Below are 24,816 nucleotides of genomic sequence, written 5' to 3' on the forward strand. Positions count from 1 at the left end.
CGATGAAATACATAACTTTATTACTGTTATTTTCCTCGGCCTTGTTAAGCTGCAGAACCAAAAAAGACAAAGCACCCGCTGAGGTTTACCCAACGGTTAGTTACTTAAAGATCAAACTTGATGCTGCCGGGCACCTGCCTGCCAATCCCTACATCTTAAGGTTTAAAAACGACAAAAAGGAGATTGTTTTTTGTGGCGTTAACCATTTGCCGGATAACAACGACACCGAAAACCCGATGTTTAAGGGGATCGAAAAAGCATTTTTTGAATTCAGACCTGATGTATGTGTTAACGAAGGAGGAGATGTTTCAAAAAAGGTTTTCGCCTCAAAAAAAGAAGCCATTCAAAAAGATGGTGAAATAGGGCTTACCAAAACCCTTGCAGATAGCCTTAAAATTATAACCGTTAACGGCGACATGACCGATAGCCTTGAATTTAAAGAGCTATTGAAGAGATACACTACCAGCGAATTTTTAGCTTATATAGTTACCGAACGTTTTATGTGGGGCCAACGGCTTCCTGTTACCGATAGCGCGGCATTTAAAGCAAATTATGCTAAATTTATACAAGGCTATATCATGAAAACAGGTGGAGTAAAGCTTTCACCGGCTGAGCAAACCCTGGATTATTTTGAAGCCGCCTATCAAAAACTGCTTAACCGCCCTTTTAAGCTCGAGGAGCTGGAACCTACCAATCCGTTTGACCCCAAAGGAAAATTTCAGGAAATTGGCAGAGCCTCCAAAGAGATCAGGGATCAAAGCCTGCTTCGCACCATTGACAATCTGCTTAAAACCCATAACAAAGTGTTTGTAGTTTTTGGCGGATGGCACCTGCTTACATGCGAGCCGGGCCTGAAGCAGATCATCAATAAAAGCGAATAATTATCCGGTTATCATACTTAAAGTCTTAATTAATTTTGTTTACATCGCAAGGCTTGCGTGTTATATAATTATTATTTTAGCTGCCGTTAATTAAGGAATAAAACCAACCTATAATATGATAAAACAAACGTTAGCCATGCTGGCCCTTTGTGCTTTCGGCGCTGTTTCATGCCAGTCGAAGCCATCAGATAAATCAACTACTGCTGCCCCTGTTGCCGAAGTTCCGGCTGCCAATGCAACATCACAGGGTGATGCGGCCGCTATTTTAGCCCGCAAACAGGTACCTATCCTCTGCTACCACCAAATCCGCGACTGGAAGCCTACCGATTCAAAAAACGCTAAAGATTATATAGTTCAGGTTGCTGCTTTTAAAGAGCACATCAAAATGCTGGCCGACAGCGGTTACCATACCATACTGCCCGATCAGCTTTATGCATACCTTACCAAGGGCGCGCCGCTGCCTAAAAAGCCTATCATGCTTACGTTTGATGATACTGACCTTGATCAGTTCACCATTGCCAATCCTGCCCTTAAAAAGTATGGTTTTAAGGCAGTTTATTTTGTGATGACCGTATCGTTAGGCCGTCCGCATTACATGACCAAAGAGCAGGTAAAACAACTATCTGACGAAGGTAACGTTATTGCCAGCCACACCTGGGACCACCACCGTGTTGACCGTTATTCACATACATCAACCCTTAAGATCATCGGCAAAAATGGTAAAATAACCAATCGCCCGGTGGACGACTGGGTTACCCAAATCGAAAAACCAACTAAAACATTGGAAGAAATCACCGGCAAAAAAATGGACTACTTTGCTTATCCGTTTGGTATCTGGAACAAAGCCGCTTTACCTGAACTTAGGAAACGTGGTTTTAAAATGGCTTTCCAATTAGCTGATAAACGTGATCAAGCCGATCCATTAATGACTGTGCGCCGGATTTTGGATAGCGGGTACTGGAGCACTAAAACGTTAAGCAACAGTATCAGGAACAGCTTTTAGCCCCCGCCCCCTTAAAGGGGAGATACGGAGGATATTTAAATAAGAAATGCCGGCTCAAAGAGTTGGCATTTCTTGTTTTCTGCCATCTATTTAGGCATAGCCATCAATTTAAGGACTAAAAAGCTGGGAACTTGCGATTCCCCTTTTGGGGGCGGACGCCTCACAAATCCTCACCCGCCGGGCCTTGCCCTTTGTTTGACGACGGCATTTTGCTAATATCCTTTTCGTCGGGTTTTAAATGAACTATCTCGGCTATTATGGTATCATCACCGGTATTTTCACCTAACTCATCATTGTGCAGATCTGAATCATCATTATTCATAGCTGCTCTTTCATCTATAGTTTCCATAATGATATTTATTTATTTCCTGTTATCCATTTTACGGCTTCGTCTAATTCTTCCAGCCTATAGCCTGCAAACTTGCCCGGTAAAATATATTTAAACAAATGACTGAACTCCCGAACACCGTCCTGATCGGTTACAACAGCAACTTTGTTCCATCGGGTAAAATATTTAAGGCCCAGCCTGATATTACCGCACCAGGCACCTGCTGTAAAATTTTTAATATTAGTTTCCAGCACCAGTAAAAAGTTTATCCGCCCGGTTTGTTTTACCTGTTGCTCAAGCAATGGTCGTAAAGCCCTTTCATAATCGCCAATAGTAACGTGGCCTGCTGCATGCATCCCTAACACATGCGCAGGCAAATATTTAATATGCTCAAGCATGCTATAAATTCTTATTTTTTAATCAGATACAAAAACTGAACCAATAGTAAACTTATAGCAAAACGGAGTAAAGTATAATAACGAATAATGTGCTTATGCAAGTATACAAACCTGATTGGGGGGGCGTCTCTGTACACTCACCAATTTCAATTTATAGTATCTTTGCACAAATGCAGCAAAACAAATCAACATACAGTCAACTCATTAAAAACGAGGCGCAAAAACTTGGCTTTCTGTTTTGCGGCATCGCCAGGGCTGATTTTTTGGAAGACGAAGCTCCACGCCTTGAAGCCTGGCTTAATAAAAACATGCATGGCGAAATGGCGTACATGGAGAACCATTTTGATAAGCGCCTTGACCCTCGTTTGTTGGTTGATGGGGCAAAATCTGTCATCTCGCTTGGTATAAATTACTATACCGATCAGCAACAGGATGATCCGTTATCGCCCAAAATCTCTAAATACGCTTATGGAATTGACTACCACACGGTGATTAAAGATAAGCTGAGGCTATTACTGCAAATCATTAATGATAAAATTGGTGAAGTAGGCGGCCGTGCGTTTGTTGATTCGGCTCCAGTACTTGATAAGGCATGGGCACGTAAAGCAGGAATGGGCTGGATTGGCAAAAACAGCAACCTGCTCAACAAAAAAGCCGGCTCGTTCTTTTTCCTGGCCGAACTGATCATTGACCTTGAACTGGAATACGATATAGCCCCCACAGCCGATCATTGCGGCACCTGCACCAATTGTATCGACGCCTGCCCTACCGATGCTATAGTTGGCCCATATGTGGTTGATGGCAGCCGCTGCATCTCCTATTTAACCATTGAACTTAAAAACGAAATTCCGCAGGAGTTTAAGGGCAAAATGGATAACTGGATGTTTGGCTGTGACGTTTGCCAGGATGTTTGCCCTTGGAACCGTTTCTCGGTGCTTAATACCGAGCCGGCCTTTACTCCGCATCCCGATTTGCTACACTTGAAAACCACCGACTGGCAGGACATTACCCAGGATATTTTTCAAAAAGTATTCAAAAACTCGGCTGTTAAACGCACGAAATTTAGCGGGCTAAAAAGGAATATTGATTTTTTAAAGGCTAAAGGCTAAAGGCTAAAGGCTAAAGGCTAAAGGCTAAAGGCTAAAGTTGAACGAATCCATGAAGCTTAGGTTTCAGAATATTATCAACAAAAAGCCCTTGCACAAATACCTGCAAGGGCTTCATAAAAAATCCTGAAAATCCTTTAATCCTAAAAATCAGGGTTCAGACAAATTTACCCCTTTTTAAACTTCAAAGCTAACTGAGCCAGCATATCATCGTTAACCGGCTGGGCAGGCTCATCCTTCTTTTTGAAAGGTTTGTTTTGATAATGTTGATTTTTAGTATGATCGGGCTTTGTGTATTCTTTTTTCTGATACTCAGGTTTGGGGGCAGCAGGTTGTTGATCGGCCGGTTTTGGCTGGGCTGCTTTGTTTGCCTGACGCTCGGCAACTTTTTTGGCGTTCCAGCGGGTATAAATTTCTTCGAGCTTGCGCTTGGTATAAAGCGGAAAATCACCCTGCATCATCCACGAATAATAACTTGGCTCGGCGTTTAATACGTCTTCAACACGTTTGCCTTTATGTTTGCCAAAGTTTATCAACTCCTCGCCCTGTTCATTATAAACCATACGACCGGCAAAATCAACCGGTTTGCTCAGGTTAGTAAATGCGTGCAGCGCTTCAACATCGCCCACAACAGGGATTATTTTATTGCCTTTTTTATCTTCCCACTCTACATTTTCATAACGCTCAATCTGCGCCAGCAAAACCTCCATGGTAGCGCGGGTATCTGCTTCGGCCGAATGGGCGTTTTCAATTACTTTATTGCAATAAAACTGGTAGGCCGCCTTTAACGTGCGTTGCTCCATTTGATGAAATATGTTCTGTACATCAACAAAATGGCGGGCATCCAGGTTGAAATCCACTCCGGAACGTAAAAATTCCTCCATAATCATGGGGATATCAAACTTATTTGAATTGTATCCGGCCAAATCACTATCACCAATAAAATCGGCTATTTCCTGTCCAAGTTCTTTAAATTGCTTTTCGTTTTGTATATGCTCATCATAAATGCCGTGCACCAGCGACGACTCGAGTGGGATAGGAATGCCCGGGTGAACACGCCACGTTTTCACTTCTTCGCTGCCATCAGGGTTAAGCTTGATAACAGATATTTCAACTATACGGTCGGCACCGATATTGGTACCTGTTGTTTCAAGATCAAAGAAAGCCAGGGGCCGTTTTAAATTTAATTTCATTTGTAAGTGTTCAGAGATGCAAAGGTCGCAAATGTCCTAAAATTAATCAGCAGAATAAATTTTTTAATTTATTTAATATACCAATTTATTATTTAATTTGATTATCCCTAATTATCACAATTTGCATGAACAGATTTCTTCTTATTCTTTTGATTTTCACTACCTTATCACACCTCGCGTCGGGCCAGGACTTTGAAACCGGTATAGAAGGACCGGAAATTGATATGGTTAAATATGATAAAGATCCGCAGGCCAACGCCGTTTTTTTAAACGAGTTTGGCAGTGTTCGTATAGATGAATACATGGACCATATCAGGCTCATTCACACCTATCATGCCAAAATTAAAATTTTCACCAAGGAAGGATTAACTCACGGTACTATAGCTATACCTATCCACAATGGCGATAACTCCGCAGAAGAAGTTAACAATGTTAGCGGGTTTACTTATTATAAAGATGATAACGGTATTATTCAAAAGGCCGAACTTGATTCCAAAAAGGTATTTACATCTAAAGATTATAAATATGGCAGCACTGTAAAGTTTGCGTTGCCGGCATTACGGCCCGGCTGCGTTATTGAATTTAAATACGAACTTATCTCACCATATTGGGACAATTTCCGGGAATGGGCATTTCAGGACGATATCCCCAAAATAAATTCGCAGTATGAAGTACACATCCCGGGCTTTTGGACATTCAACGCTTCGTTACGCGGGGCGCTGAAATTAACCAAAAGTAGTTCGGAAGTTGAGCGTGAATGCTTTTCATCGGGAGGTGCAAAAGCCGATTGCTCACATATTACTTACAACATGAAGGACATTCCTGCATTTGTTGATGAAGATTATATGACCGCCCGTAAAAACTTTTTATCAGCTATATTTTTTGAGCTTGTTGAATACACCAACCCTTATAACAACGTCAAAACCGTTATGACAAAAGAATGGGGCGACGTTGACCATCAATTAAAGATATCCGATGAATTTGGCGTTCAAATGAAAAGGACCAGCTTACTTAAAGAACGCATTGGGCCGGTAATTGCAGGTAAGGCAAATGACCTTGACAAGGCAAAAGCTATTTATGCATGGATCAAAAGCCAAATAAAGTGGAATGATTATATAGGTATCTACAGCACCGATGGCGTAAAAAAATCATTGGATACACATGCCGGCAGTATCGCCGATATTAATCTGACACTTATTACCGCGCTAAGCGCCGCTGGCCTTAACGCCGATGCCGTATTGCTTTCAACCCGCGACCATGGAATGGTGAATAACCTTTACCCGGTACTTAGCGACTTTAACTACGTTATAGCCAGGTTAACTATTGGCGATCAAACCTACCTGCTCGATGCTACCGATCCGTTATTGTCCTTCGGTTTACTCCCTCTTAAATGTATAAACGATAAGGGAAGAGTGATTAGCCTTAATAAACCATCATACTGGATAGAGTTAAGCACTCAGCAAAAAGCGGCCACCACACGGATGTTCGATCTTACACTGCTTGATAATGGAAAGCTAAAAGGAACTATAACCAATTACTACAAAGGTTATGATGCCTATGAAAAACGCAAAGCCATTAAAAAGTTTAATACAGTTGATGAATACGTTGAAGATTTTGATGAGAAACAACCTAAATTAAAAGTATTTAAATCAGATATAGCAAATCTCGACAGCCTTGACAACCCGCTACGTGAAACCTTTGAAGTGGAGATAGATGCTTTTGATAATACCAATCATGATAAGCTTGCATTTAACCCTTATTTTTGGGAAAAACGTACTACCAATCCCTTCAAACTTGCCGAACGTGATTATCCGGTAGACTGGGCCTTTGCCTCAGACAAGAGGCTGGTTTTGGTAATGCACCTGCCTGCACAATATATCATTGAAACCCCGCCCCAGATAGTGGCGTTTTCATTACCAAACAAAGGCGGCATGTTTGCTACCACGTTTGAGAGCCAGGACAATAACAGTTTTACCTTTTCAAACATTACCCAGTTTAACAAGTCGGTTTATGATTCGGCCGAATACCCTTATCTTAAGGAGCTGTTTAATAAGATCATTCTAACGGAGAAAGGGGATATGATCTTCAGGAAAAAATAATGAAAGCATTTTTAACTACCCTTTTTATCTTTTTGGCGGTAACCTGTGTAAAAGCACAGGAAAACTACGACGTATCGCTCATTTCAAAAGACCTTTTGCCTTATGCCAGTTCAATAGTGCGTAATGAGGAAGTTACTGTTGAGGTTAAAGACTTAGATAACACACTTTGTCACGTAAAACAAGTAATAACTGTACTCAATAAAAATGGTGACGATGACGTTGATATAGCGATATGGCATGACAAAAGCCGGTATATCAAGGATATAAAAGGCGTTATTTATAACCAATGGGGCAAACCCACAGGCAAATTTTCAGAAAGCGATTTTGAAGATAATACCAACCGTGATGGCTTTTCGCTTTTTACCGACCTGAAGATAAAACATTACCAGCCCAGGGTAGCAGATTATCCTTACACCATCAGTTATGAATATGATGTAAAGTCGAAACAATCACTTGACCTTGAAGGCTGGCTCCCAATACCTTCGGATGGTATAGCCGTTGAAAAAAGCTCATATACATTAATCTGCAAGCCCGATTTTAAGATCAAATACAAACAAACCAATTTATCTGTTAAACCAACAATTGGTACCAATAAACAGGGTATGCAAACATACACCTGGCAAACTAATAACCTTAAAGCTTTAAAGCATGAGCCATATAGCCCTGTTTACCGATCAATAATGCCCAGCCTGGAAATAGTGCCCGAAAAATTCATTTACCGTGGTATCAGTGGCTCATTTACCAACTGGAAAGAACTTGGGCAATGGCAATATGACAAGCTTAATGCAGGCCGCCAGCAGCTTTCGCCTCAAACTGTGGCAAACATGAAGGAGCTTACAGCATCAATAACCGATCCTAAAGCCAAAGCGCGTAAGGTTTATGAATACATGCAGGGCAAAACGCATTATATCAGCATCCAAGTAGGGATAGGCGGCTTACAACCCTTCCTGGCTTCGGATGTTGACGCTCAAAATTATGGTGATTGCAAAGCCCTCGTTAACTACACACAGGCGTTATTAAAGGCTGTCGACATCGATTCATATTACTGCGTGGTGTATGCGGGATCATCGAAGGTAAATTTCCAGCCCGACTTTGCAAGCATTGACCAGGGCAATCATGTTATTTTATGCCTGCCTTTTAAAAATGATACCACCTTTTTAGAATGTACCAGTCAGAACATACCTTTTGGCTTTTTAGGTGATTTCACCGACGACAGGATCGTACTGGCCTGTACCCCACAGGGCGGCAAATTAATGCGTACGCCAAAATACACGGCCCAGGCTAATCTCGAACAGCGCAAAGCCAATTTTACATTGAGTGCCAACGGTAACCTGTCGGGTACAATGGTTACCAATTTCAAGGGCACTAATTATGAAGATCGCGACCATGTGATCTATGAATCGAAAACAGAACAGATCAAAGATCTGAAGAAGATTTATCCCATTAATAACCTTGATATTGAAAGTGCAGATCTGAAGCAGTTTAAAGTTGAACAACCATACACCACCGAAACGTTAAAAATTTCGGCTACAGACTATGGCTCGGTATCTGACGGAAAAATAATTTTTCTGGCCAACCCGGCCAACCGTGTAAGTTCGCCGTTACGTGAGGTCCGTAACCGACATAACGATGTTTACATTAACCGTGGATATACCGATGAGGATGAGATCACTTATACCCTACCCGCAGGATACAAGGTTGATATGCGCCCTAAAAAAGTAAGCATCGAAAAACCTTTCGGAAAGTTTGAATCAAGTGCAACTGTAAATGGGGATAAGCTGGTATACAGTCGCAAGCTACAGATCATAGATGGTACATATAGTAAAGACACCTATCAGGACCTTGTTGATTTTTACCAGTCAATTGCGGATGTAGATAATGATAACGTTACCTTAGTTAAAGGTAACTAAATATCACGATACCGAGGATAATACCAAGCACCATGATCACATAAAGCATGATCTCGGTGCCTGCGAACCGCTTGTACTTAGTCCAGAATGAGTAATCTTGTTTTTTGTCGGCCATAACAGCGCAAAATTATTGAAAATAAACACACCAATTGGGTCAAATTTTAACGAATTACACCAATGTGATTTAAGCTTAATATTGGTGTAATTCGCAAAAATCCTTCTAAAATTTGTGTTACTTAATTCATGCTGGTGGGCACATTTTCGATTGAGCCAGCCCTTGAAAAGTATTTGTATAACGACGGATCGCGCAGTTTTACAATGATAACCCCGCGACGTGAGCTGGCATGCACAACATACCCATTTTGCAGGTAAACACCCACATGGCTAAACTGCTTTCCGTCGAAATCAAAAAACACCAGGTCGCCTTCCTTTAGCTCATCTTCATATTTTCGTTTGATGACGGAGATCTGCTTGCTGGTCATGCGGGGAATGGTGACGCCATAGACCTGCTGTTCCAGCAGAAATGCCAGGCCGGAGCAATCAATACCATCTTTATCAAGTCCGCCAAATTTGTAAGGCGTACCCATCCATTGATCAATAAAAGCGTAAAGGCGACCATTTTGAATACTGCCCTTATCAACCTCCATAATTTCGGAATATTTTGAAGCGATATCAGGCGAGGGATTAACCACCTCACCCGGCTGGCCGCGCATAGCGGCCTTGCGCGAGTGACATGAACTTAATATAAATGGGGAAAGGAAAAGTATAAACAAATAAAAACTACGACGCAGGTATATGCTCATAAAATAAAATTAACTTTAATGTTTATTGAGAGGATGCGGATGTTTTTAACATATTAACATGGGTGGAAGAAGTCTGCAAGTCCGATGTCCGAAAGTCCGGAAGTTAATTTCTTTGAATTAAAACCTTTACAAACTTCGACCTTTCTGACTCGCCGACTTTCGGACATCGGACTTTCGAACCTCGAAAATCAACTCTTCACCACCCTTTGAATTTCATCCAGTTTCATGAGTGCCTCAACCGGAGTAAGGGTATTTACATCAAGATTGTTCAGCGTATCGCGGATCTTAACCAGTACCGGGTCATCTATCGAAAACATCTGCATTTGTACAGCTTGTTTCTGAACCTTGCGGATACTTTCTTTGATATGCTCGCCGCCGGTACGTTCGTTTTCCAATTTCTTTAGGATCTCATTGGCGCGGCTTAACACTTTTGAGGGCATCCCAGCCAGTTTAGCTACGTGGATCCCGAAGCTGTGTTCGCTGCCACCCGGTACCAGTTTGCGTAAAAATATGATCTGCTGGCCCACTTCTTTTACCGATACGTTAAAGTTTTTAACCCGGTTAAATGAGTTGCTTAATTCATTAAGCTCATGATAATGTGTAGCAAATAAGGTTTTAGCCCTCGCTGTTGGATGGTTATGCAGGTATTCGGCAATCGACCACGCAATGGAAATCCCATCATAGGTTGATGTACCACGACCGATCTCATCCAGCAGGATCAGGCTCCTGTCGCTCAGGTTATTGAGGATGCTTGCCGTTTCATTCATCTCTACCATAAAGGTTGATTCGCCGGATGAAAGGTTATCCGACGCTCCTACCCTTGTAAAGATCTTATCAACCAGGCCTATTGACGCAGCTTTAGCCGGCACAAAACAACCCATTTGGGCCATCAGTACTATCAAGCCTGTTTGCCTTAATAAAGCCGACTTTCCTGCCATATTAGGGCCGGTAATAATGATGATCTGCTGGGTTTCCGAATCGAGATAAACGCTGTTGGTGATGTACTCCTCGCCTATCGGCAGGTTCTTTTCAATAACAGGGTGGCGACCGCCCTTAATGTCAAGTACCTTAGTTTCATTAATTTCGGGCTTAACGTAGTAGTTTTTAATGGAGATGGTTGCAAAGTTGAGCAGCACATCCAAACGGGCTATCAGTTGGGCATTCAACTGGATTGGCTTAATATATTCGGCCAGTGAATACAGCAGGTCATTATATAATTGTGTTTCAAGCGCCAGGATCTTTTCTTCGGCACCTAAAATCTGTTCTTCATATTCTTTAAGCTCGGGCGTAATGTATCGCTCGGCATTAACCAGCGTTTGCTTGCGGATCCATTCGGCTGGTACTTTATCCCTGTGGGCATGGGTAACCTCCAGGTAGTAACCAAATACGTTATTGAACGATACTTTAAGCGACGGGATCCCGGTTAACTCAGCCTCACGCTTCTGGATCTCCAACAGGTAACCTTTACCGCCGAAGGCGATCTTACGCAGCCTGTCAAGCTCTTCATTAATCCCCTCGTTCATTACAGAGCCTTTTACCAGCATCACCGGCGGCTCGGGGTTCAGTTCCCGTTCTATCTTTTCACAGATCAACGCGCAGGGGTTAAGCTGCTCGCCAATGGCACGCAGCGGGGCACTTTGTGATGATTCGGCAATCCGCTTAATTTGTGCTATGGCGGTGAGGGCCTTTTTTAACTGGCAAACCTCACGTGGATTGGCTTTTTGTAAACCTATTTTTGAGATGAGCCTTTCCAAATCACCTATCTGGCGCAGGTATTGGAGCAACTCTTCCCTCAGCTCTTCGTTTTCTATCAGGTATTCAACCACGCCAAGGCGGTCGTTAATTGCTTTGATCTGCTTCAACGGCATTACAATCCAGCGGCGCAATAAACGCGCGCCCATGGGCGAACAAGTATGATCAAGTACATCAACCAGCGTCATGGCATTTTCATTGGCCGAACCTACCAGTTCCAGGTTGCGGATGCTGAACCTATCGAGCCATAGGTACCTGTCTTCCTCTATCCTGCTGATGGCTGAAATGTGGCCCAGGTTGCGGTGTTCGGTTTCATTCAAATAATGAATAGCCACGCCGGCAGCGATGATGCCTAAATTCAGTTTATCAATACCAAAGCCTTTGAGCGATTTAACGCCGAAATGCTTGAGCAGCGTTTCGGTAGCGTAATCGCCGCTGTATGGCCATTCGTCAAGCGCATAGGTATAGAAGCGGTCGCCATAAGTATCTTTAAAATCGCGTGTACGGCTTTTGGGGTAGATCACTTCGCTGGGCGAAAAACTTTGCAGCAGCTTATCAATATAATCGCTGTTACCCTGGGCGGTCATGAACTCGCCGGTTGAGATATCAATCAGGGCAATACCTATCGTATTTTTTTCAAAGTGCAGCGAGGCCAGGTAATTATTGCTTTTTTGCTGCAGGATGTTATCGTTAGTGGCTACGCCGGGGGTAACCAGTTCGGTTACACCGCGTTTAACGATGGTTTTTGTAGTTTTGGGATCTTCCAGCTGATCACAGATGGCCACACGCTGCCCTGCGCGTACCAGCTTAGGCAGGTAAGTATCCAGCGAGTGGTGCGGAAAACCGGCAAGCTCAATATGTGTAGCGGCGCCGTTTGCCCGGCGGGTTAGTACGATGCCTAAAATACCGGCAGCCTTAACGGCGTCTTCGCCAAATGTTTCATAAAAATCGCCCACCCTAAACAGCAGCAAAGCACCGGGGTATTTCACTTTAATAGCATTATATTGCTGCATTAAGGGGGTTTCTTTGGTAGTATCTTTAGCCAAGCGGTTACTCCTTCTGTTAATCGGGTAAAGTTAATGCATTAGCGGGGGTTTTAGGGTATTGTTGAAAAGTTGGGGTAGTGTGGATATGTAGAAATAAGTGTATCTGCCACACTGATTAGGCGTATCCGTTTCTACCGAAACCCTACTTCGCCACCAACTTTCCGTTCACGATCCTATCCGTATAATCCTGTATCAGTGCCTTGCAATCCTGCATGCCTTTTTGCATTTCGGCGTTGGGTTGCGCCGTCATCAGATTTTTCTCCAGCCCCTTATCAGCCACAGCGAAAATGCCTGTGAAGTTTTTGCCATCAAACAGGTAGGTATAATTACCCTGCATAAACTGGTATATGTTACCTGTTGAGTTGATAACCCTGGGCTGCTCATCGGGCAGGTTGCTCACCAAACTCCTGCCCCATGACCTGAAGGGTTTGTTATAACCGACTAAATCGACCAATGTTGGGTAAATATCCATTTGCGATGCCAGGTCGGTGCGCACGCCTTTCAGATTATAAGCGCTGTTGGCACTGTAAAACAGGATAGGCACCGCGAAACGGTTAACCTGCTTACTATATTCGGGATAATAAGTTTGGCTGGTATGATCGGCTGTGATCACAAAAATGGTGTTGTTAAACCAGGGCTGTGTTTTAGCGTAATTGAAAAAGATCCGCAAGGAATTATCTGTATACTGAACGCATTTATCAATAGCCAGCGGACCACCCTTAAACCTTGCTTTATATTTTTCGGGCAGTTGATAAGGATCATGCGATGACAGTGTGAACAGCGTAGCCATAAATGGCTGCTTCTGGTTGCTTAGCGTACGCCCCATGAATGGGAAAAAATGCTCGTCCCAAATGCCCCAGATGCCGTCGAAATCTTTGTCGTCGTTGTATTCTGTACGGCCATAATAATTTTTATATCCCAAAATACTGCCAAAACCCTGAAATCCCATCGACCCATTGGCTGCCCCATGGAAGAACGAGGTTTGATATCCCATACTGTCACAAACTGATACCACCGACTGGATATTCTGCTTAGCATAAGGCGATGATGTAAAAGCATTCTGAAAAGATGGGATCCCCGCTATTACCGATGATACAGCATGAATGGATTGCCGTCCTGTAGCGTAAGCATTGGTAAAAATAAGACTGCTGTTTGATAGTGAATCCAAAAACGGCGTATATGATTTAAAGCCTGGGATATTAACATCGCGATTCATGCTGCCCCAATACTCGCGGGCCATGCTCTCCAGTATAATGATAACTACGTTGGGTTTAGCAGCCGGTTTGGTGTTGTATTTTTTTACGGGTTTGATATTACTGCTGATGTATGCTTCGTCTACCCAGTGTTGAAGCTTGTAGTTATTGGTTCCCAGTGTGCGGAATACAGCAAAAGGGGTGTTCAGCACAATATCGCCCTGGTTGGGAACAGTGATGTGTTTATATGCATCAACCATGTTGATAGGCCGTGTGCTATGTGCAAAATCGCCCCTGATACCACCAATAACCAGGGTAAGGATCAACAGGAAGGAAACTATCGACGATAGAAAATACACTTTCTTATCCGTTACCGCAGCGGGCTTTAACTTCACCTGTTTGTACAGCCAAACCCAGCAAACGGAACATAATATAAATATGATGATCACATACCAGTAAGCTTCCGAAAAATGGGTAAATAACAGTTTCTTGTTATTTTCATCGGCCAATACGTCAAGTGTTGCCTTGGTTGAACGCACCTGGCTAAAGCGATAGTAAATGATATCAACAAAGTTGGTGGCGTAAGCAAGCAAATTGGTAACAAAGTACAGGATAGCCATACCTTTTTGAAAAGCCGGCCGGGTATTTACAGTTAAGGGCAAAACGCTGAGCAGGATAAACAGGCTGTTGATGTACAGTAAAGCCGTTGTATCAAAGGCCATACCGTAATAGCACAATTTAAGCAGCGCCCAAAAGCTATCAACAGCGAACAGGTGCGTATTGAATGCAAAGAACAATACCCTGGCAATAAAATAAAACAAATACCCCAAAAACAGCCTGTATAAAAGTACTTTATATTCGGCCAACCTCAATTTACTTTCCATGAAAAACGCTTTGCTTTAGTTTCCCCAAAGGCTTGACCGGCAGGAGTTGATCAAACCTAATTTACCCCAGGGAGCTAATAAAAAGCGAAAGTAAAAAAAATAGAATAACAATTATTTAATACGAAATCAACGGTGATTTAATGACATTAGGTTGGCAAAACGGAATGTTAAATATTTTCAACAGAGGAAAAACGAACCCTGGGAAAGCTGAATCCCTTCTTTTATAAAAATATATCAAATAGCTTTCAATTGCCTGTACTGCCTTAAGGTAGCCTGATTGTTTCTTTTGATCCGGTAAGGCAGCTTTTTCAATTTTTCCTGTAATTGCATATAGGCCTGAAAATCGGCATTGCCCTGTAGTTTTTTCACCAGTTTATCCAACTGATCTTCAAACTTTACAATTTGCTTATAGGCCTCGTTGTTATCCCTTAAGTTGGGCAAAAATTCCCGGATGGTGCTATACACCCAAACTTCAAACTTAGGGTTAAGCCAGCCTGCAAATTTCAATGCTAAAATTTCGCACATCCATAGCCCATCCAGCTTATTCACAAATATCATGGCTTCTAGGTCAGCAGAATTCTTTGCGCTGTTCCCTTCAAAATTCGATTCATTAAACGGCAAGGGCATGCTTTTCAATTCGTCAATAAAATCTTTAGTTTGTTTCAGCTTTAAAAACTCTGTTGGGTTTTTCCCAAAGATCTTGCCCATTTCTGTGGCATTGATCATTAAATCCTTATCGCTGATATCAAACTCAACAACCTGATTATTAAATTCAAATTCAAAAACTGCATTTACCATAAGCCTGCTCTAATATATATCTAACTAAAATACAAGTATACCAACAGCAATTTTAAAACTATAAAAATTAGCAAAAAAGTTTTGAACAATTAAAAAGCCATAAAAATTAGCAATCAATTAGTAACTGAATCTGATATCAACTTTCCACCACTCTAAAATAAATCCCCTGTTTACCATTGCAAACTTAAATCATTTTAATAACTTTGAAATACAAAGTACTTTTATAAAATAAAGTAAAAGCAACAAAAAACATATAACATGAACCTTTTTGTAGATGAACATTCGATAGTGCGCAGGATCTGGGGCAAGGCAGATACCATCCTGTTCATTTTCGCCGGGGCCGCAGCCGAGTTTGCGTTAAATAAGGCTGTCGACTGGCTTTATTTCACGGGCAAACTTCCTGCTGATCCTTTAGCACGCCTGTTTAGCACCGTAGCCTATTCGCGGCAAATCATTTTTTCGGAACGCGATGAAGCTTTAAAGGCTATTGATAAAATAAATGCCATTCATAAAGGTGTTGAAACCGCCCGTGGTTCCCAAATACCCGACTGGGCTTATCGCGATGTGCTGTTCCTGTTGATCGATCTGTCCATTCGTTCATATGAATTACTGGAAAAGCCTCTTAGTATAACCGAAAAAGCCGAGGTATTTAATGTATTTTATAGAGTTGGTAAACGAATGCAGCTAACAGACCTGCCATCAGATTATCAACACTATCTGCAAATGCGTAAAGAACACCTTGAACACAACTTGATCAGCAGCGCCTTCACTGCCGACTTATATCGCCAGTATGAAAAACATCTTGGTTTTGCCCGGTACCAGATTCTGAGGCAGGCACAGTTGCTAACCGTACCCACGCAGGTTAGCCAACAACTGCCGCTGGGTAAAATAGCCTGGCTTTGGCCTGTATTAAAGTTATACAAAGCAATAAAGAACCTTAAACCCGGAAAGTTTTTAAGGGATGCCCTCCTGCCGGCGCAATACAAAATTCAGATCCAGGGAATGGACCAGGCATACGCTTTAAATTAATCCATGAAAACAGTTATTAAACATTTCGGGGTTTTTGTGCAGCAGCAGGCACTCTCCTGCCTGTTCCCGGTTCTGGTATTTGCCATGCTGGCACTTTCGCATTTGTTTACGGGCATTTTGCCCCGGTATGATTTTATGCTGATAGCTTGCCTGCTTATCCAGGCGGCTTTATATTATACCGGGATTGAAACTAAGGATGAAGCACTGGTAATTTGCATATTTCACCTGCTGGGCCTGTTGATGGAGCTTTTTAAAGTTCACTACGGTTCATGGGCCTATCCTGAGTTTGCTTATCTGAAAATAGGCGGCGTTCCGCTATATAGCGGCTTTATGTATGCCAGCGTTGCCAGCTATATGTGCCAGGCCTGGCGAAGGCTTAACCTGCAAATACAAAACTGGCCTACCCGCTACATTGCCCGCACTATAGGTATTTTGATATACTTTAATTTTTTTAGCAATCATTTTATGCCCGATATCCGCTATGGCATAGGCGTTCTGATCATTTATTTTTTCAGGCGGTCAGTAGTAGTTTTTCATTTACAGGGAAAAGTTTATCGCATGCTAACAATATTATCATTTATGCTTATAGGCTTTTTCATCTGGCTTGCCGAAAATATAGCTACCCGGCTTGGGGCCTGGCGCTATGCATACCAGCACCATGCCTGGACAGTAGTAAATTATCAGAAAATAAGCTCCTGGGCCTTCCTGGTAATTGTAAGCTTTATCATTGTTGCCGAACTGAAATTATTAAAAGACAGCACAAAGCCGTTACCGGTGTTATCAGCTTGAATACTTTCACAATGTCAAGCTCGGTAATTTCAAGTAAAGGGGCTAAGCATAAAAGAAGTTTCTTCAGTTCCTTCACATATGTCTAAAATAGCTTGCTCCCAAAGTCCCCAAATCCGAAATCGAAATTCCGAAATCCGAAATTATAATGAAATCACAATTCCCTGATCACCCGGCATGGATTTCCTGCAGCAACTATATTTGCCGGAATACTTTTGGTCACCACACTTCCTGCACCTATTGTCGTATTATCACCTATGGTGACTCCGGGACAAACAATTACACCACCACCCAGCCACACGTTATTGCCAATAGTAATAGGTGCCGCATATTCGGGGCCTTTGATCCGTTCGGCAGCTATTACCGGGTGATAGGCTGTATAGAGCTGCACATTGGGCGCCAGGAACACGTTATCGCCAAAGGTAACACGGGCACAATCCAATATAATGCAGTTAAAATTCAGAAACAGATTATCCCCGGCTATTATATTAAAGCCATAGTCGCAGTAAAAAGGCGATTGAATATCAATATTGCCTTTAAAGCTTCCCAGCAGTTGTTTTAACAGGGCCGTTTTGGTTTCTTTATCATCATAGCTTGCGGCATTGTATTGTGTAAACAATTGCCGGGCCTTTGAACGGGCGGCAACAAGTTCGGCATCTCCGGCATTATACAGTTCGCCGGATATCATTTTTTCAAGTTCAGTCATAGGGTAATGTTTGCATATGCAGGTTACAGGCAAATATAGGTGCTCAATATTTAAACCGGCCACTCATCAACAATGCAAACGCTGTTATAATTCGTTGCATTACCAGGGCATTTGCTTCAATAGGTGTGGTTAATGCACTGGACTTGGATTCATTTCAAATTTCAAAAACTATTCCTTTCTCGTTAAGTTATCTTAATAGTTAACTTTTCATAAATAAAAAGAAAAAAATATGAAAAATTTAAGAATAACAGCCGCAGCTATCGCCCTGTCATTAGCCGGCTCTTTGGCATTAGCTAACGGACACCAAGGTCAAAATACCGGTGTATCAGTAACAAAGTACACATTGACTACTGATACTGTGCCAGATAAAAATAAAAAGAAACCAAAAACTCCGGTACCCACACCAAAACCAACAGATACTGTGCCAAGTCCAACACCAACGCCGACACCAACGCCTACTGATCCAAATCGGGTACCAACTCCTGCGCCAACGCCAACACCAAACCCTTCACCAACACCTAATACCCCTAATCCGGCGCCGCAGCCAAACACCCCTAACCCAAGCCCTATACCAAATACGCCAAGCCCGACAACACCAAGCCCGACACCTAATCCGTCGAGCCCAACCAGGCCAAGTCCTGGCCAATAATTACGGATCGGTTTAAAAAAGAACGCCCCGGGATATTGCAACCCGAGGCGTTCATGTTATATTTTCTAATTTATTTAATTACTGACCTGGGTAAAGGTATAAGGCAGATTAGTGAATGTACCACCTAATATCTGCGACGTTTCAATAGAGGCAATGGTACCATCATCATTATAGTTTACTTTTTTCGTGGTCATGCTATAGGTACCGGTTATCACATTTTTTGATGGATCTATAGAGGTAATTATGATAGAACCCGAACCTGGCTCAACCACCCCCACCTGATTATAGGATGTACCGCCGGTTGATGTAAAGTAAGCCATATTTACCCTGCTGGTAGCGTCAACCTTATAAGTAGCCACCGGAAAAGTATTAACATTGGTAGCATTAGCATCACTTAAAGTAATTGTCCATTTTACTCTTTTCAGGTCAGCAGTACCAACTACATTAAATGATTTTGTTTTAGCAGTAGCATCATAATTTATAGTAGCGGTAACATCATCAGGGATCCATGATGTACCATTTATAGTTGCGGCAAGTATTTGGTCGGAAGTAGTGGAAGCAGAAGTAACAACGTCCTTTTTACAGCCCTGGAATATTATAGCTGATAAAACGAACAGCATTAATAGTTGGATTTTCCTCATATATAAATTTTATGCAAATAACGATGTTTAAGAAGTAATAATCACAACCGAAATTACTTTTTTCACATATTTTAACATTCGCCGGCACGGCGGCTTTTAATAGTTAAGCCCCAATTATAATACAATTCATTTTATTTAACCATATTAGGCCGAAATTTTTAAACATGATCAACGTAAACGAATATTTTGAAGGTGCCGTAAAATCACTGGCATACACCACTCCGCAAGGGCGCTCAACCATCGGCGTTATTGAACCCGGCGAATATGAATTTGGCACATCAAGTCACGAAACCATGACCGTAATTGAAGGCAGCCTTGAAGCTTTATTACCAGGCCAAAACCAATGGCAAACTTTTACCAACGGTCAAGTATTTGAGGTTGAAGCCAATACATCATTTAAAGTAAAAACAGAAATACAGAGTTCATATTTGTGTACTTACCGATAGTTTATAACTATGGTTCATGGATCATAGTTGATGGTTCATAGGACCGATCAATAATTTGAAGCGAATGGTGCATTAGGAATAATAGGAGCGGATACCGGCCCGTGGCTAATCCTGTGTAGTATAAGCGGATAGCCCGCCGCAGGCAACGCCCATTCAGTTGGCAGCTTAAAGTAGGCGGTTAGCCGTTTTTTTGTCTGAACCCGAATTAAACTATTCCTTCGTTTACCCTGCAAAGATATTATGTGCCTCCGGTATCCCGGAACTTCTCCTATCTTCCTCAATTAATCCAACTTTCAACCATGATCTATGAACCATCAACTATGAACTAACTTCCCAAATCCTACTAATCACATAGGGAAACACCACAAAATTTAATTTGGTTATAGCTAAAAAGTCAGCTTTAATAAATGTATTGCACAAGTTTGGTATAACTTTATATTGATTCTAAATAATTTTTTTCGTACTTTCATTTTGTACATCATAATATTTATCTCTTTTTGTTGAGATAATGTTAAATAATTATGATTTAAATAATTGATTTTTTAGAAATCTTTAAAAATTACCGTAAATTTTATAATTTATTTGAGTTTTGGTAACTTCGTGGTTACACCCCTTATAAAATTGTAAACGGTTTAATTTAAACAATGGATCAAACTGATAGCCACCAGGGTCTTTACAGACCGGAATTTGAACACGATTCGTGCGGAACGGGATTTATAACCAATATCAACGGTCATAAAACCAACCAAATTATTGATAACGCGTTAACCATGCTTGAAAACATGGAACACCGCGGTGCGTGCGGATGCGACCCCGAGAGCGGGGACGGTGCGGGAATTTTAATACAATTGCCCCATGAGTTTTTAATGGAAGAATGCTCAAACCTCGAGATCAGCCTGCCGGAACCCGGCGAGTATGGTGTAGGTATGATATTTTTACCTAAAGATTCGGCCCAGAAAAAGGCCTGTCGTACCATTATTAACAATGCTATTGAAAAATTAGGTTTACATAAGCTGGGCGAGCGTAAGCTTACCGTTGATTCATCAGTTATTGGTGAAACAGCCCGCCAAGCCGAGCCTGATATTGAGCAAATTTATATTGCAAGGCCACATCATATTACCAACGCCGATGATTTTGAACGCAAATTATTCGTGCTCAGAAGGTATATCAACAAAACCATTACTGAAACGGTAGCCGGCGCTTCTGATAATTTTTATTTTACATCGTTAAGCTGTAAAACAATTATTTACAAAGGGCAGCTTACTACCTACCAGCTGCGTAAATACTATACTGATCTTTCTGATCCGCGTATCGCATCGGGCTTTGCCATGATCCACTCGCGTTTCTCTACCAATACTTTCCCTTCATGGAAACTGGCCCAACCATTCCGCTTAATTGCGCATAACGGCGAGATCAATACCCTTACAGGTAACTTAAACTGGTTTTATGCCGGCCTGAAATCATACGCTTCGTCGTACTTTACTGCCGAAGAAATGGATATGTTGTTGCCGGTGATTGATAACAACCAGTCGGATTCTGCCTGTCTGGATAATATCATTGAAATATTGTTGCACTCCGGCCGTTCATTGCCACATGTGATGATGATGCTGGTGCCTGAAGCATGGGATGGCAACGAAGCCATGGATCCGCTTAAAAAAGCCTTCTATGAGTTCCACGCTACACTAATGGAGCCATGGGATGGACCTGCCGCAATTACCTTTACCGATGGTAAACTGGTAGGAGCCCTGCTTGACCGCAATGGTTTGCGCCCACTGCGCTTCGTGGTAACCAACGATGGTCGTGTAATAGCTGCTTCTGAAGCAGGTACTTTAACTATCGACGAAAGCACTGTTTTACGCAAAGGCCGTTTACAGCCTGGTAAAATGTTATTGATCGACACTGAAAAAGGCCGTATCATTACAGATGAGGAGATCAAGAAACAAGTTGCTTCACAGCAGCCATATGGCCGCTGGTTAGAAAACTATAAAATTAACCTGAGCGAGCTTTCAGAACCGCGTTTGGCTTTCGCCAGCCTGTCTGAAGCTTCTGTTTACCGTTACCAGCAGGTATTTGGCTACAGCCGTGAGGATATTGACACCATCATTAAACCAATGGCATTAGATGGCAAAGAGCCGGTAGGCTCAATGGGTACCGATGTGCCTTTGGCTATCCTTTCGGACAAACCTCAGCACCTGTCAAGCTATTTCAAACAGTTCTTCGCGCAGGTAACCAATCCGCCAATCGACCCGATCCGTGAGCGTTTGGTGATGAGCCTTGCTACCTTTATCGGCAACAATGGCAACCTGCTTGATGAGGATAAAATGCATTGTCATTGCGTGGTATTGAAACACCCGATATTGAAAAACCATCAGTTAGAAAAACTGCGCAGTATCGATACCGGCCTGTTCCACGCTAAAACACTGCAAACATACTTTAAGGCTGATGGCCTGCCGGGTTCACTGGAAAAAGGCATTGCACGCCTTTGCCGCTACGCCGAGGATGCTGTTGATGACGGCTTTGAGGTATTGATCCTTTCGGATCGTGCGGTTGATTCTGAGCATGCCCCTATCCCTACCCTGCTGGCTGTATCAGCAGTACACCACCATTTGATCCGCAAAGGTCGCCGTGGCGCTGTTGGCCTGGTTGTTGAAACCGGCGATGCCTGGGAAGTACACCACTTTGCTTGCTTACTGGCCTTTGGTGCTACAGCTATCAACCCGTACCTGGCGCTTTCAACTATTGAAACCCTTAAAGATAATGGCAGCCTTGAAACCAGCTACGATATCAAAAAGCTGCGGAATAACTACGTTAAATCTATTAACGATGGCTTGTTGAAGATCTTCTCGAAAATGGGGATCTCAACCTTACAGTCATACCATGGCGCACAGGTATTCGAGATCCTTGGTTTAAACAAAACCGTTGTTGACAAATACTTCCACGGTGCAGTTACCCGCATAGGCGGTTTAGGCCTCGATGAAATTGCCCGTGAAGCACTTTGCAAACACAAAATGGGCTTTGAAGCTAAAGGAGCTGACAACCTGTTACCTGAAGGTGGTATCTACCAGTGGAAACGCCGAGGCGAAGCCCATTTGTTTAATCCTACTACCGTTCACCTGTTACAGCACGCCACACGTACTAATAGCTACGAGGTATATAAAAACTATGCTAAGGCAGTAAACGAGCAAACTGAAAAACACTTCACCATCCGTGGTTTACTTGATTTTGCCCACCACCGCGAATCGATCAGCATTGATGAGGTTGAACCTGCAGAAAGCATCATGAAGCGTTTTGCTACAGGCGCCATGTCATTCGGCTCTATCTCACACGAGGCGCACAGCACCATGGCTATTGCCATGAACCGTATTGGCGGTAAAAGTAATACTGGTGAAGGTGGCGAAGACGAGATGCGTTACGACAAATTGCCAAACGGCGATTCGTTACGTTCTGCCATTAAACAGGTAGCATCGGGCCGTTTTGGGGTAACTTCAAACTACCTTACCAACGCCGATGAGTTGCAGATTAAAATGGCACAGGGTGCAAAACCAGGTGAAGGCGGTCAGCTGCCGGGCCACAAGGTTGACGACTGGATCGCTAAAACCCGTCACTCTACTCCGGGTGTAGGTTTGATCTCTCCTCCGCCGCACCACGATATTTACTCTATCGAAGATTTGGCACAGCTTATCTTCGATCTTAAAAATGCTAACCGTGCAGCCCGTATCAACGTTAAATTGGTATCAAAAGCAGGTGTAGGTACTATTGCAGCCGGTGTTGCCAAAGCACACGCAGACGTAATCCTGATTGCAGGTTATGACGGTGGTACTGGTGCATCGCCAATAAGCTCTATCAAACATGCTGGCTTGCCATGGGAGCTTGGTTTAACCGAAGCTCACCAAACACTGGTACGTAATAAACTGCGCAGCCGTGTGGTGCTACAAACAGACGGTCAACTGAAAACTGGTCGCGATTTGGCAATCGCAGCCCTGATGGGCGCCGAAGAATGGGGTGTGGCTACTGCTGCCCTTGTTGCCGGCGGTTGTATCATGATGCGTAAATGCCATCTGAACACCTGCCCTGTAGGTGTGGCTACTCAAGATCCTGAATTACGTAAATTATTCTCGGGCAAACCTGAGCATATCGTTAACCTGTTCCGCTTTATGGCCGAAGAGTTGCGTGAGATCATGGCCGAGCTTGGTTTCCGTACTATTCATGAAATGGTTGGCCGCGTACAGTTCCTGAAAGTGAAAGATAACCTGCAAAGCTGGAAAGCCAAAAAGATTGACCTTAGCGGCATCCTGCACCCGGTTACCAACACCAAAGGTATGACCTTGTACAACAGTGAATCACAGGATCATGGCATGGCCAATATCCTTGACTGGAAACTATGGGAAGCTGCGAAACCCGCTATTGAAGATAAAACCCCGGTATTTGCTTCGTTTGATGTGATCAACGTTGACCGCACCATCGGCACCTTGTTATCTAACGAGATTTCTAAAGTTTATGGTTCGGCTGGTTTACCTGACAATACCGTTAACTTCAAATTCAAAGGTTCGGCTGGTCAAAGTTTTGCAGCATTCACCACTAAAGGTGTTTCTTTCGAGCTGGAAGGCGAAGCTAATGATTATGTAGGTAAAGGTCTTTCGGGCGCTCAGATAGCCGTTTATCCGGCAGCTAATGCAACATTTGTACCTGAAGATAACATCATCATCGGTAACGTGGCCCTTTACGGCGCTACATCTGGCGAGTTGTTTGTAGGCGGTATGGCCGGTGAACGTTTCGCGGTACGTAACTCAGGTGCCACCACGGTTGTTGAAGGTATTGGCGACCACGGTTGCGAGTACATGACCGGTGGCCGTGCATTGATTCTTGGTAAAACAGGCCGGAACTTTGCAGCCGGTATGAGCGGCGGTATAGCCTGGGTTTATAACCCTGAAGGTACTTTTGCAGAAAATTGCAATACCGAAATGGTTGACCTTGACCCGCTAAGCGTACAAGACGAAGAGCAGATCCTCACCCTGCTGCGTAAACACATCACCTTAACCGGCAGCAAGCTGGCGCAAAAGATACTAAACAACTGGAATGAAGCATCAACCCAGTTTGTGAAAGTATTCCCGAGAGAGTATAAAAAAGTATTAGAGAAATTACAATATCAAACCATAGGCTAAGAA

20 protein-coding genes are annotated in these 24,816 nt (G+C 42.9%); 9 read left to right on the forward strand and 11 right to left on the reverse strand.

The window, feature by feature from the left end:
• Positions 1-2: 2 nt before the first annotated feature.
• Both FHW88_RS19580 and FHW88_RS19585 read left to right on the forward strand, forming a co-directional pair.
• Positions 3-881 (forward strand): hypothetical protein, encoded by an 879-nt coding sequence (locus FHW88_RS19580; protein WP_176627593.1) that lies wholly within the window; start codon positions 3-5, stop codon positions 879-881.
• A 115-nt stretch (positions 882-996) separates the two neighbouring features.
• Entirely contained in the window at positions 997-1,884 is an 888-nt protein-coding gene (locus FHW88_RS19585) for a polysaccharide deacetylase family protein (RefSeq protein WP_176627594.1), read from the forward strand.
• Positions 1,885-2,044: 160 nt separating this feature from the next.
• On the opposite strand, the gene FHW88_RS19590 is transcribed toward FHW88_RS19585, so the two are convergent.
• On the reverse strand, positions 2,045-2,233 hold the full coding sequence (locus FHW88_RS19590) for a hypothetical protein (RefSeq protein WP_090526666.1): 189 nt from the start codon (positions 2,231-2,233) through the stop codon (positions 2,045-2,047).
• Between the two features lie 8 nt (positions 2,234-2,241).
• Positions 2,242-2,610, reverse strand: coding sequence for an STAS/SEC14 domain-containing protein (locus tag FHW88_RS19595; RefSeq protein ID WP_090526664.1), 369 nt, complete (start codon positions 2,608-2,610; stop codon positions 2,242-2,244).
• A 170-nt stretch (positions 2,611-2,780) separates the two neighbouring features.
• Between FHW88_RS19595 and queG the strand changes: the two genes are divergently transcribed.
• Positions 2,781-3,719, forward strand: coding sequence for a tRNA epoxyqueuosine(34) reductase QueG (gene queG, locus FHW88_RS19600; protein WP_090526662.1), 939 nt, complete (start codon positions 2,781-2,783; stop codon positions 3,717-3,719).
• Positions 3,720-3,883: 164 nt separating this feature from the next.
• On the opposite strand, the gene FHW88_RS19605 is transcribed toward queG, so the two are convergent.
• Positions 3,884-4,909: a 3'-5' exonuclease gene (locus FHW88_RS19605; RefSeq protein ID WP_176627595.1), complete on the reverse strand. Its 1,026-nt coding sequence runs from the start codon at positions 4,907-4,909 to the stop codon at positions 3,884-3,886.
• 125 nt (positions 4,910-5,034) lie between these two features.
• On the opposite strand from FHW88_RS19605, the gene FHW88_RS19610 reads away from it, so the two are divergent.
• The gene (locus tag FHW88_RS19610) at positions 5,035-7,008 is read left to right on the forward strand and encodes a DUF3857 domain-containing protein (protein ID WP_176627596.1); all 1,974 of its coding nucleotides are present in this window, start codon (positions 5,035-5,037) and stop codon (positions 7,006-7,008) included.
• Positions 7,008-8,918, forward strand: coding sequence for a DUF3857 domain-containing protein (locus tag FHW88_RS19615; protein ID WP_176627597.1), 1,911 nt, complete (start codon positions 7,008-7,010; stop codon positions 8,916-8,918). The genes FHW88_RS19610 and FHW88_RS19615 overlap by 1 nt, the downstream gene beginning before the upstream one ends.
• On the opposite strand, the gene FHW88_RS30200 is transcribed toward FHW88_RS19615, so the two are convergent.
• The 5 genes from FHW88_RS30200 to FHW88_RS19635 form a co-directional block, all read right to left on the reverse strand.
• Positions 8,905-9,033 (reverse strand): hypothetical protein, encoded by a 129-nt coding sequence (locus FHW88_RS30200; RefSeq protein ID WP_255485375.1) that lies wholly within the window; start codon positions 9,031-9,033, stop codon positions 8,905-8,907. The two genes, FHW88_RS19615 and FHW88_RS30200, sit on opposite strands and share 14 nt — an antisense overlap.
• A 121-nt stretch (positions 9,034-9,154) precedes the next feature.
• Complete coding sequence (locus tag FHW88_RS19620) at positions 9,155-9,721, reverse strand: C40 family peptidase (protein WP_090526655.1); 567 nt, start codon at positions 9,719-9,721, stop codon at positions 9,155-9,157.
• A gap of 188 nt (positions 9,722-9,909) precedes the next feature.
• Positions 9,910-12,519: a DNA mismatch repair protein MutS gene (gene mutS / locus FHW88_RS19625; RefSeq protein ID WP_218117240.1), complete on the reverse strand. Its 2,610-nt coding sequence runs from the start codon at positions 12,517-12,519 to the stop codon at positions 9,910-9,912.
• A gap of 142 nt (positions 12,520-12,661) precedes the next feature.
• A complete protein-coding gene (locus tag FHW88_RS19630; protein ID WP_176627598.1) occupies positions 12,662-14,596 on the reverse strand; it encodes an LTA synthase family protein in 1,935 nt (644 codons plus the stop codon).
• Between the two features lie 234 nt (positions 14,597-14,830).
• The gene (locus FHW88_RS19635; protein WP_090526647.1) at positions 14,831-15,394 is read right to left on the reverse strand and encodes a KilA-N domain-containing protein; all 564 of its coding nucleotides are present in this window, start codon (positions 15,392-15,394) and stop codon (positions 14,831-14,833) included.
• 258 nt (positions 15,395-15,652) lie between these two features.
• Here FHW88_RS19635 and FHW88_RS19640 point away from each other — a divergent pair, with 258 nt between their 5' ends.
• Positions 15,653-16,423: an oxygenase MpaB family protein gene (locus FHW88_RS19640; protein ID WP_176627599.1), complete on the forward strand. Its 771-nt coding sequence runs from the start codon at positions 15,653-15,655 to the stop codon at positions 16,421-16,423.
• A 3-nt stretch (positions 16,424-16,426) separates the two neighbouring features.
• Entirely contained in the window at positions 16,427-17,212 is a 786-nt protein-coding gene (locus tag FHW88_RS19645; RefSeq protein WP_176627600.1) for a DUF817 domain-containing protein, read from the forward strand.
• 151 nt (positions 17,213-17,363) lie between these two features.
• Here FHW88_RS19645 and FHW88_RS19650 read toward each other — a convergent pair whose 3' ends face one another.
• The 3 genes from FHW88_RS19650 to FHW88_RS19660 form a co-directional block, all read right to left on the reverse strand.
• Positions 17,364-17,915 carry a sugar O-acetyltransferase gene (locus FHW88_RS19650; RefSeq protein WP_090526642.1) on the reverse strand — a complete coding sequence of 184 codons (552 nt, stop codon included), beginning with the start codon at positions 17,913-17,915 and terminating at the stop codon, positions 17,364-17,366.
• A gap of 309 nt (positions 17,916-18,224) precedes the next feature.
• On the reverse strand, positions 18,225-18,605 hold the full coding sequence (locus FHW88_RS19655; protein WP_176627601.1) for a hypothetical protein: 381 nt from the start codon (positions 18,603-18,605) through the stop codon (positions 18,225-18,227).
• Between the two features lie 33 nt (positions 18,606-18,638).
• Positions 18,639-19,205: a DUF6252 family protein gene (locus FHW88_RS19660; RefSeq protein WP_176627602.1), complete on the reverse strand. Its 567-nt coding sequence runs from the start codon at positions 19,203-19,205 to the stop codon at positions 18,639-18,641.
• Between the two features lie 164 nt (positions 19,206-19,369).
• Between FHW88_RS19660 and FHW88_RS19665 the strand changes: the two genes are divergently transcribed.
• Positions 19,370-19,651 (forward strand): pyrimidine/purine nucleoside phosphorylase, encoded by a 282-nt coding sequence (locus FHW88_RS19665; RefSeq protein WP_176627603.1) that lies wholly within the window; start codon positions 19,370-19,372, stop codon positions 19,649-19,651.
• A 644-nt stretch (positions 19,652-20,295) separates the two neighbouring features.
• Complete coding sequence (gene gltB, locus FHW88_RS19670; RefSeq protein ID WP_176627604.1) at positions 20,296-24,813, forward strand: glutamate synthase large subunit; 4,518 nt, start codon at positions 20,296-20,298, stop codon at positions 24,811-24,813.
• The last annotated feature ends 3 nt before the right edge of the window (positions 24,814-24,816 follow it).

The sequence above is a fragment of the Mucilaginibacter sp. SG538B genome (assembly GCF_013376065.1).
Taxonomy (GTDB): Bacteria; Bacteroidota; Bacteroidia; order Sphingobacteriales; family Sphingobacteriaceae; genus Mucilaginibacter; species Mucilaginibacter rubeus.

What these genes read in the sequence shown, in the direction of transcription:
- FHW88_RS19665 (WP_176627603.1), top strand. Translation starts at nt 19,370, where the DNA reads ATGATCAACGTAAACGAATATTTTGAAGGTGCCGTAAAATCACTGGCA.
- FHW88_RS19615 (WP_176627597.1), top strand. Translation starts at nt 7,008, where the DNA reads ATGAAAGCATTTTTAACTACCCTTTTTATCTTTTTGGCGGTAACCTGT.
- FHW88_RS30200 (WP_255485375.1), bottom strand. Translation starts at nt 9,033, where the DNA reads ATGGCCGACAAAAAACAAGATTACTCATTCTGGACTAAGTACAAGCGG.
- FHW88_RS19605 (WP_176627595.1), bottom strand. Translation starts at nt 4,909, where the DNA reads ATGAAATTAAATTTAAAACGGCCCCTGGCTTTCTTTGATCTTGAAACA.
- FHW88_RS19660 (WP_176627602.1), bottom strand. Translation starts at nt 19,205, where the DNA reads ATGAGGAAAATCCAACTATTAATGCTGTTCGTTTTATCAGCTATAATA.
- FHW88_RS19580 (WP_176627593.1), top strand. Translation starts at nt 3, where the DNA reads ATGAAATACATAACTTTATTACTGTTATTTTCCTCGGCCTTGTTAAGC.
- FHW88_RS19610 (WP_176627596.1), top strand. Translation starts at nt 5,035, where the DNA reads ATGAACAGATTTCTTCTTATTCTTTTGATTTTCACTACCTTATCACAC.
- queG (WP_090526662.1), top strand. Translation starts at nt 2,781, where the DNA reads ATGCAGCAAAACAAATCAACATACAGTCAACTCATTAAAAACGAGGCG.
- FHW88_RS19620 (WP_090526655.1), bottom strand. Translation starts at nt 9,721, where the DNA reads ATGAGCATATACCTGCGTCGTAGTTTTTATTTGTTTATACTTTTCCTT.
- FHW88_RS19595 (WP_090526664.1), bottom strand. Translation starts at nt 2,610, where the DNA reads ATGCTTGAGCATATTAAATATTTGCCTGCGCATGTGTTAGGGATGCAT.
- FHW88_RS19650 (WP_090526642.1), bottom strand. Translation starts at nt 17,915, where the DNA reads ATGACTGAACTTGAAAAAATGATATCCGGCGAACTGTATAATGCCGGA.
- FHW88_RS19630 (WP_176627598.1), bottom strand. Translation starts at nt 14,596, where the DNA reads ATGGAAAGTAAATTGAGGTTGGCCGAATATAAAGTACTTTTATACAGG.
- FHW88_RS19640 (WP_176627599.1), top strand. Translation starts at nt 15,653, where the DNA reads ATGAACCTTTTTGTAGATGAACATTCGATAGTGCGCAGGATCTGGGGC.
- gltB (WP_176627604.1), top strand. Translation starts at nt 20,296, where the DNA reads ATGGATCAAACTGATAGCCACCAGGGTCTTTACAGACCGGAATTTGAA.
- FHW88_RS19585 (WP_176627594.1), top strand. Translation starts at nt 997, where the DNA reads ATGATAAAACAAACGTTAGCCATGCTGGCCCTTTGTGCTTTCGGCGCT.
- FHW88_RS19590 (WP_090526666.1), bottom strand. Translation starts at nt 2,233, where the DNA reads ATGGAAACTATAGATGAAAGAGCAGCTATGAATAATGATGATTCAGAT.
- FHW88_RS19635 (WP_090526647.1), bottom strand. Translation starts at nt 15,394, where the DNA reads ATGGTAAATGCAGTTTTTGAATTTGAATTTAATAATCAGGTTGTTGAG.
- FHW88_RS19645 (WP_176627600.1), top strand. Translation starts at nt 16,427, where the DNA reads ATGAAAACAGTTATTAAACATTTCGGGGTTTTTGTGCAGCAGCAGGCA.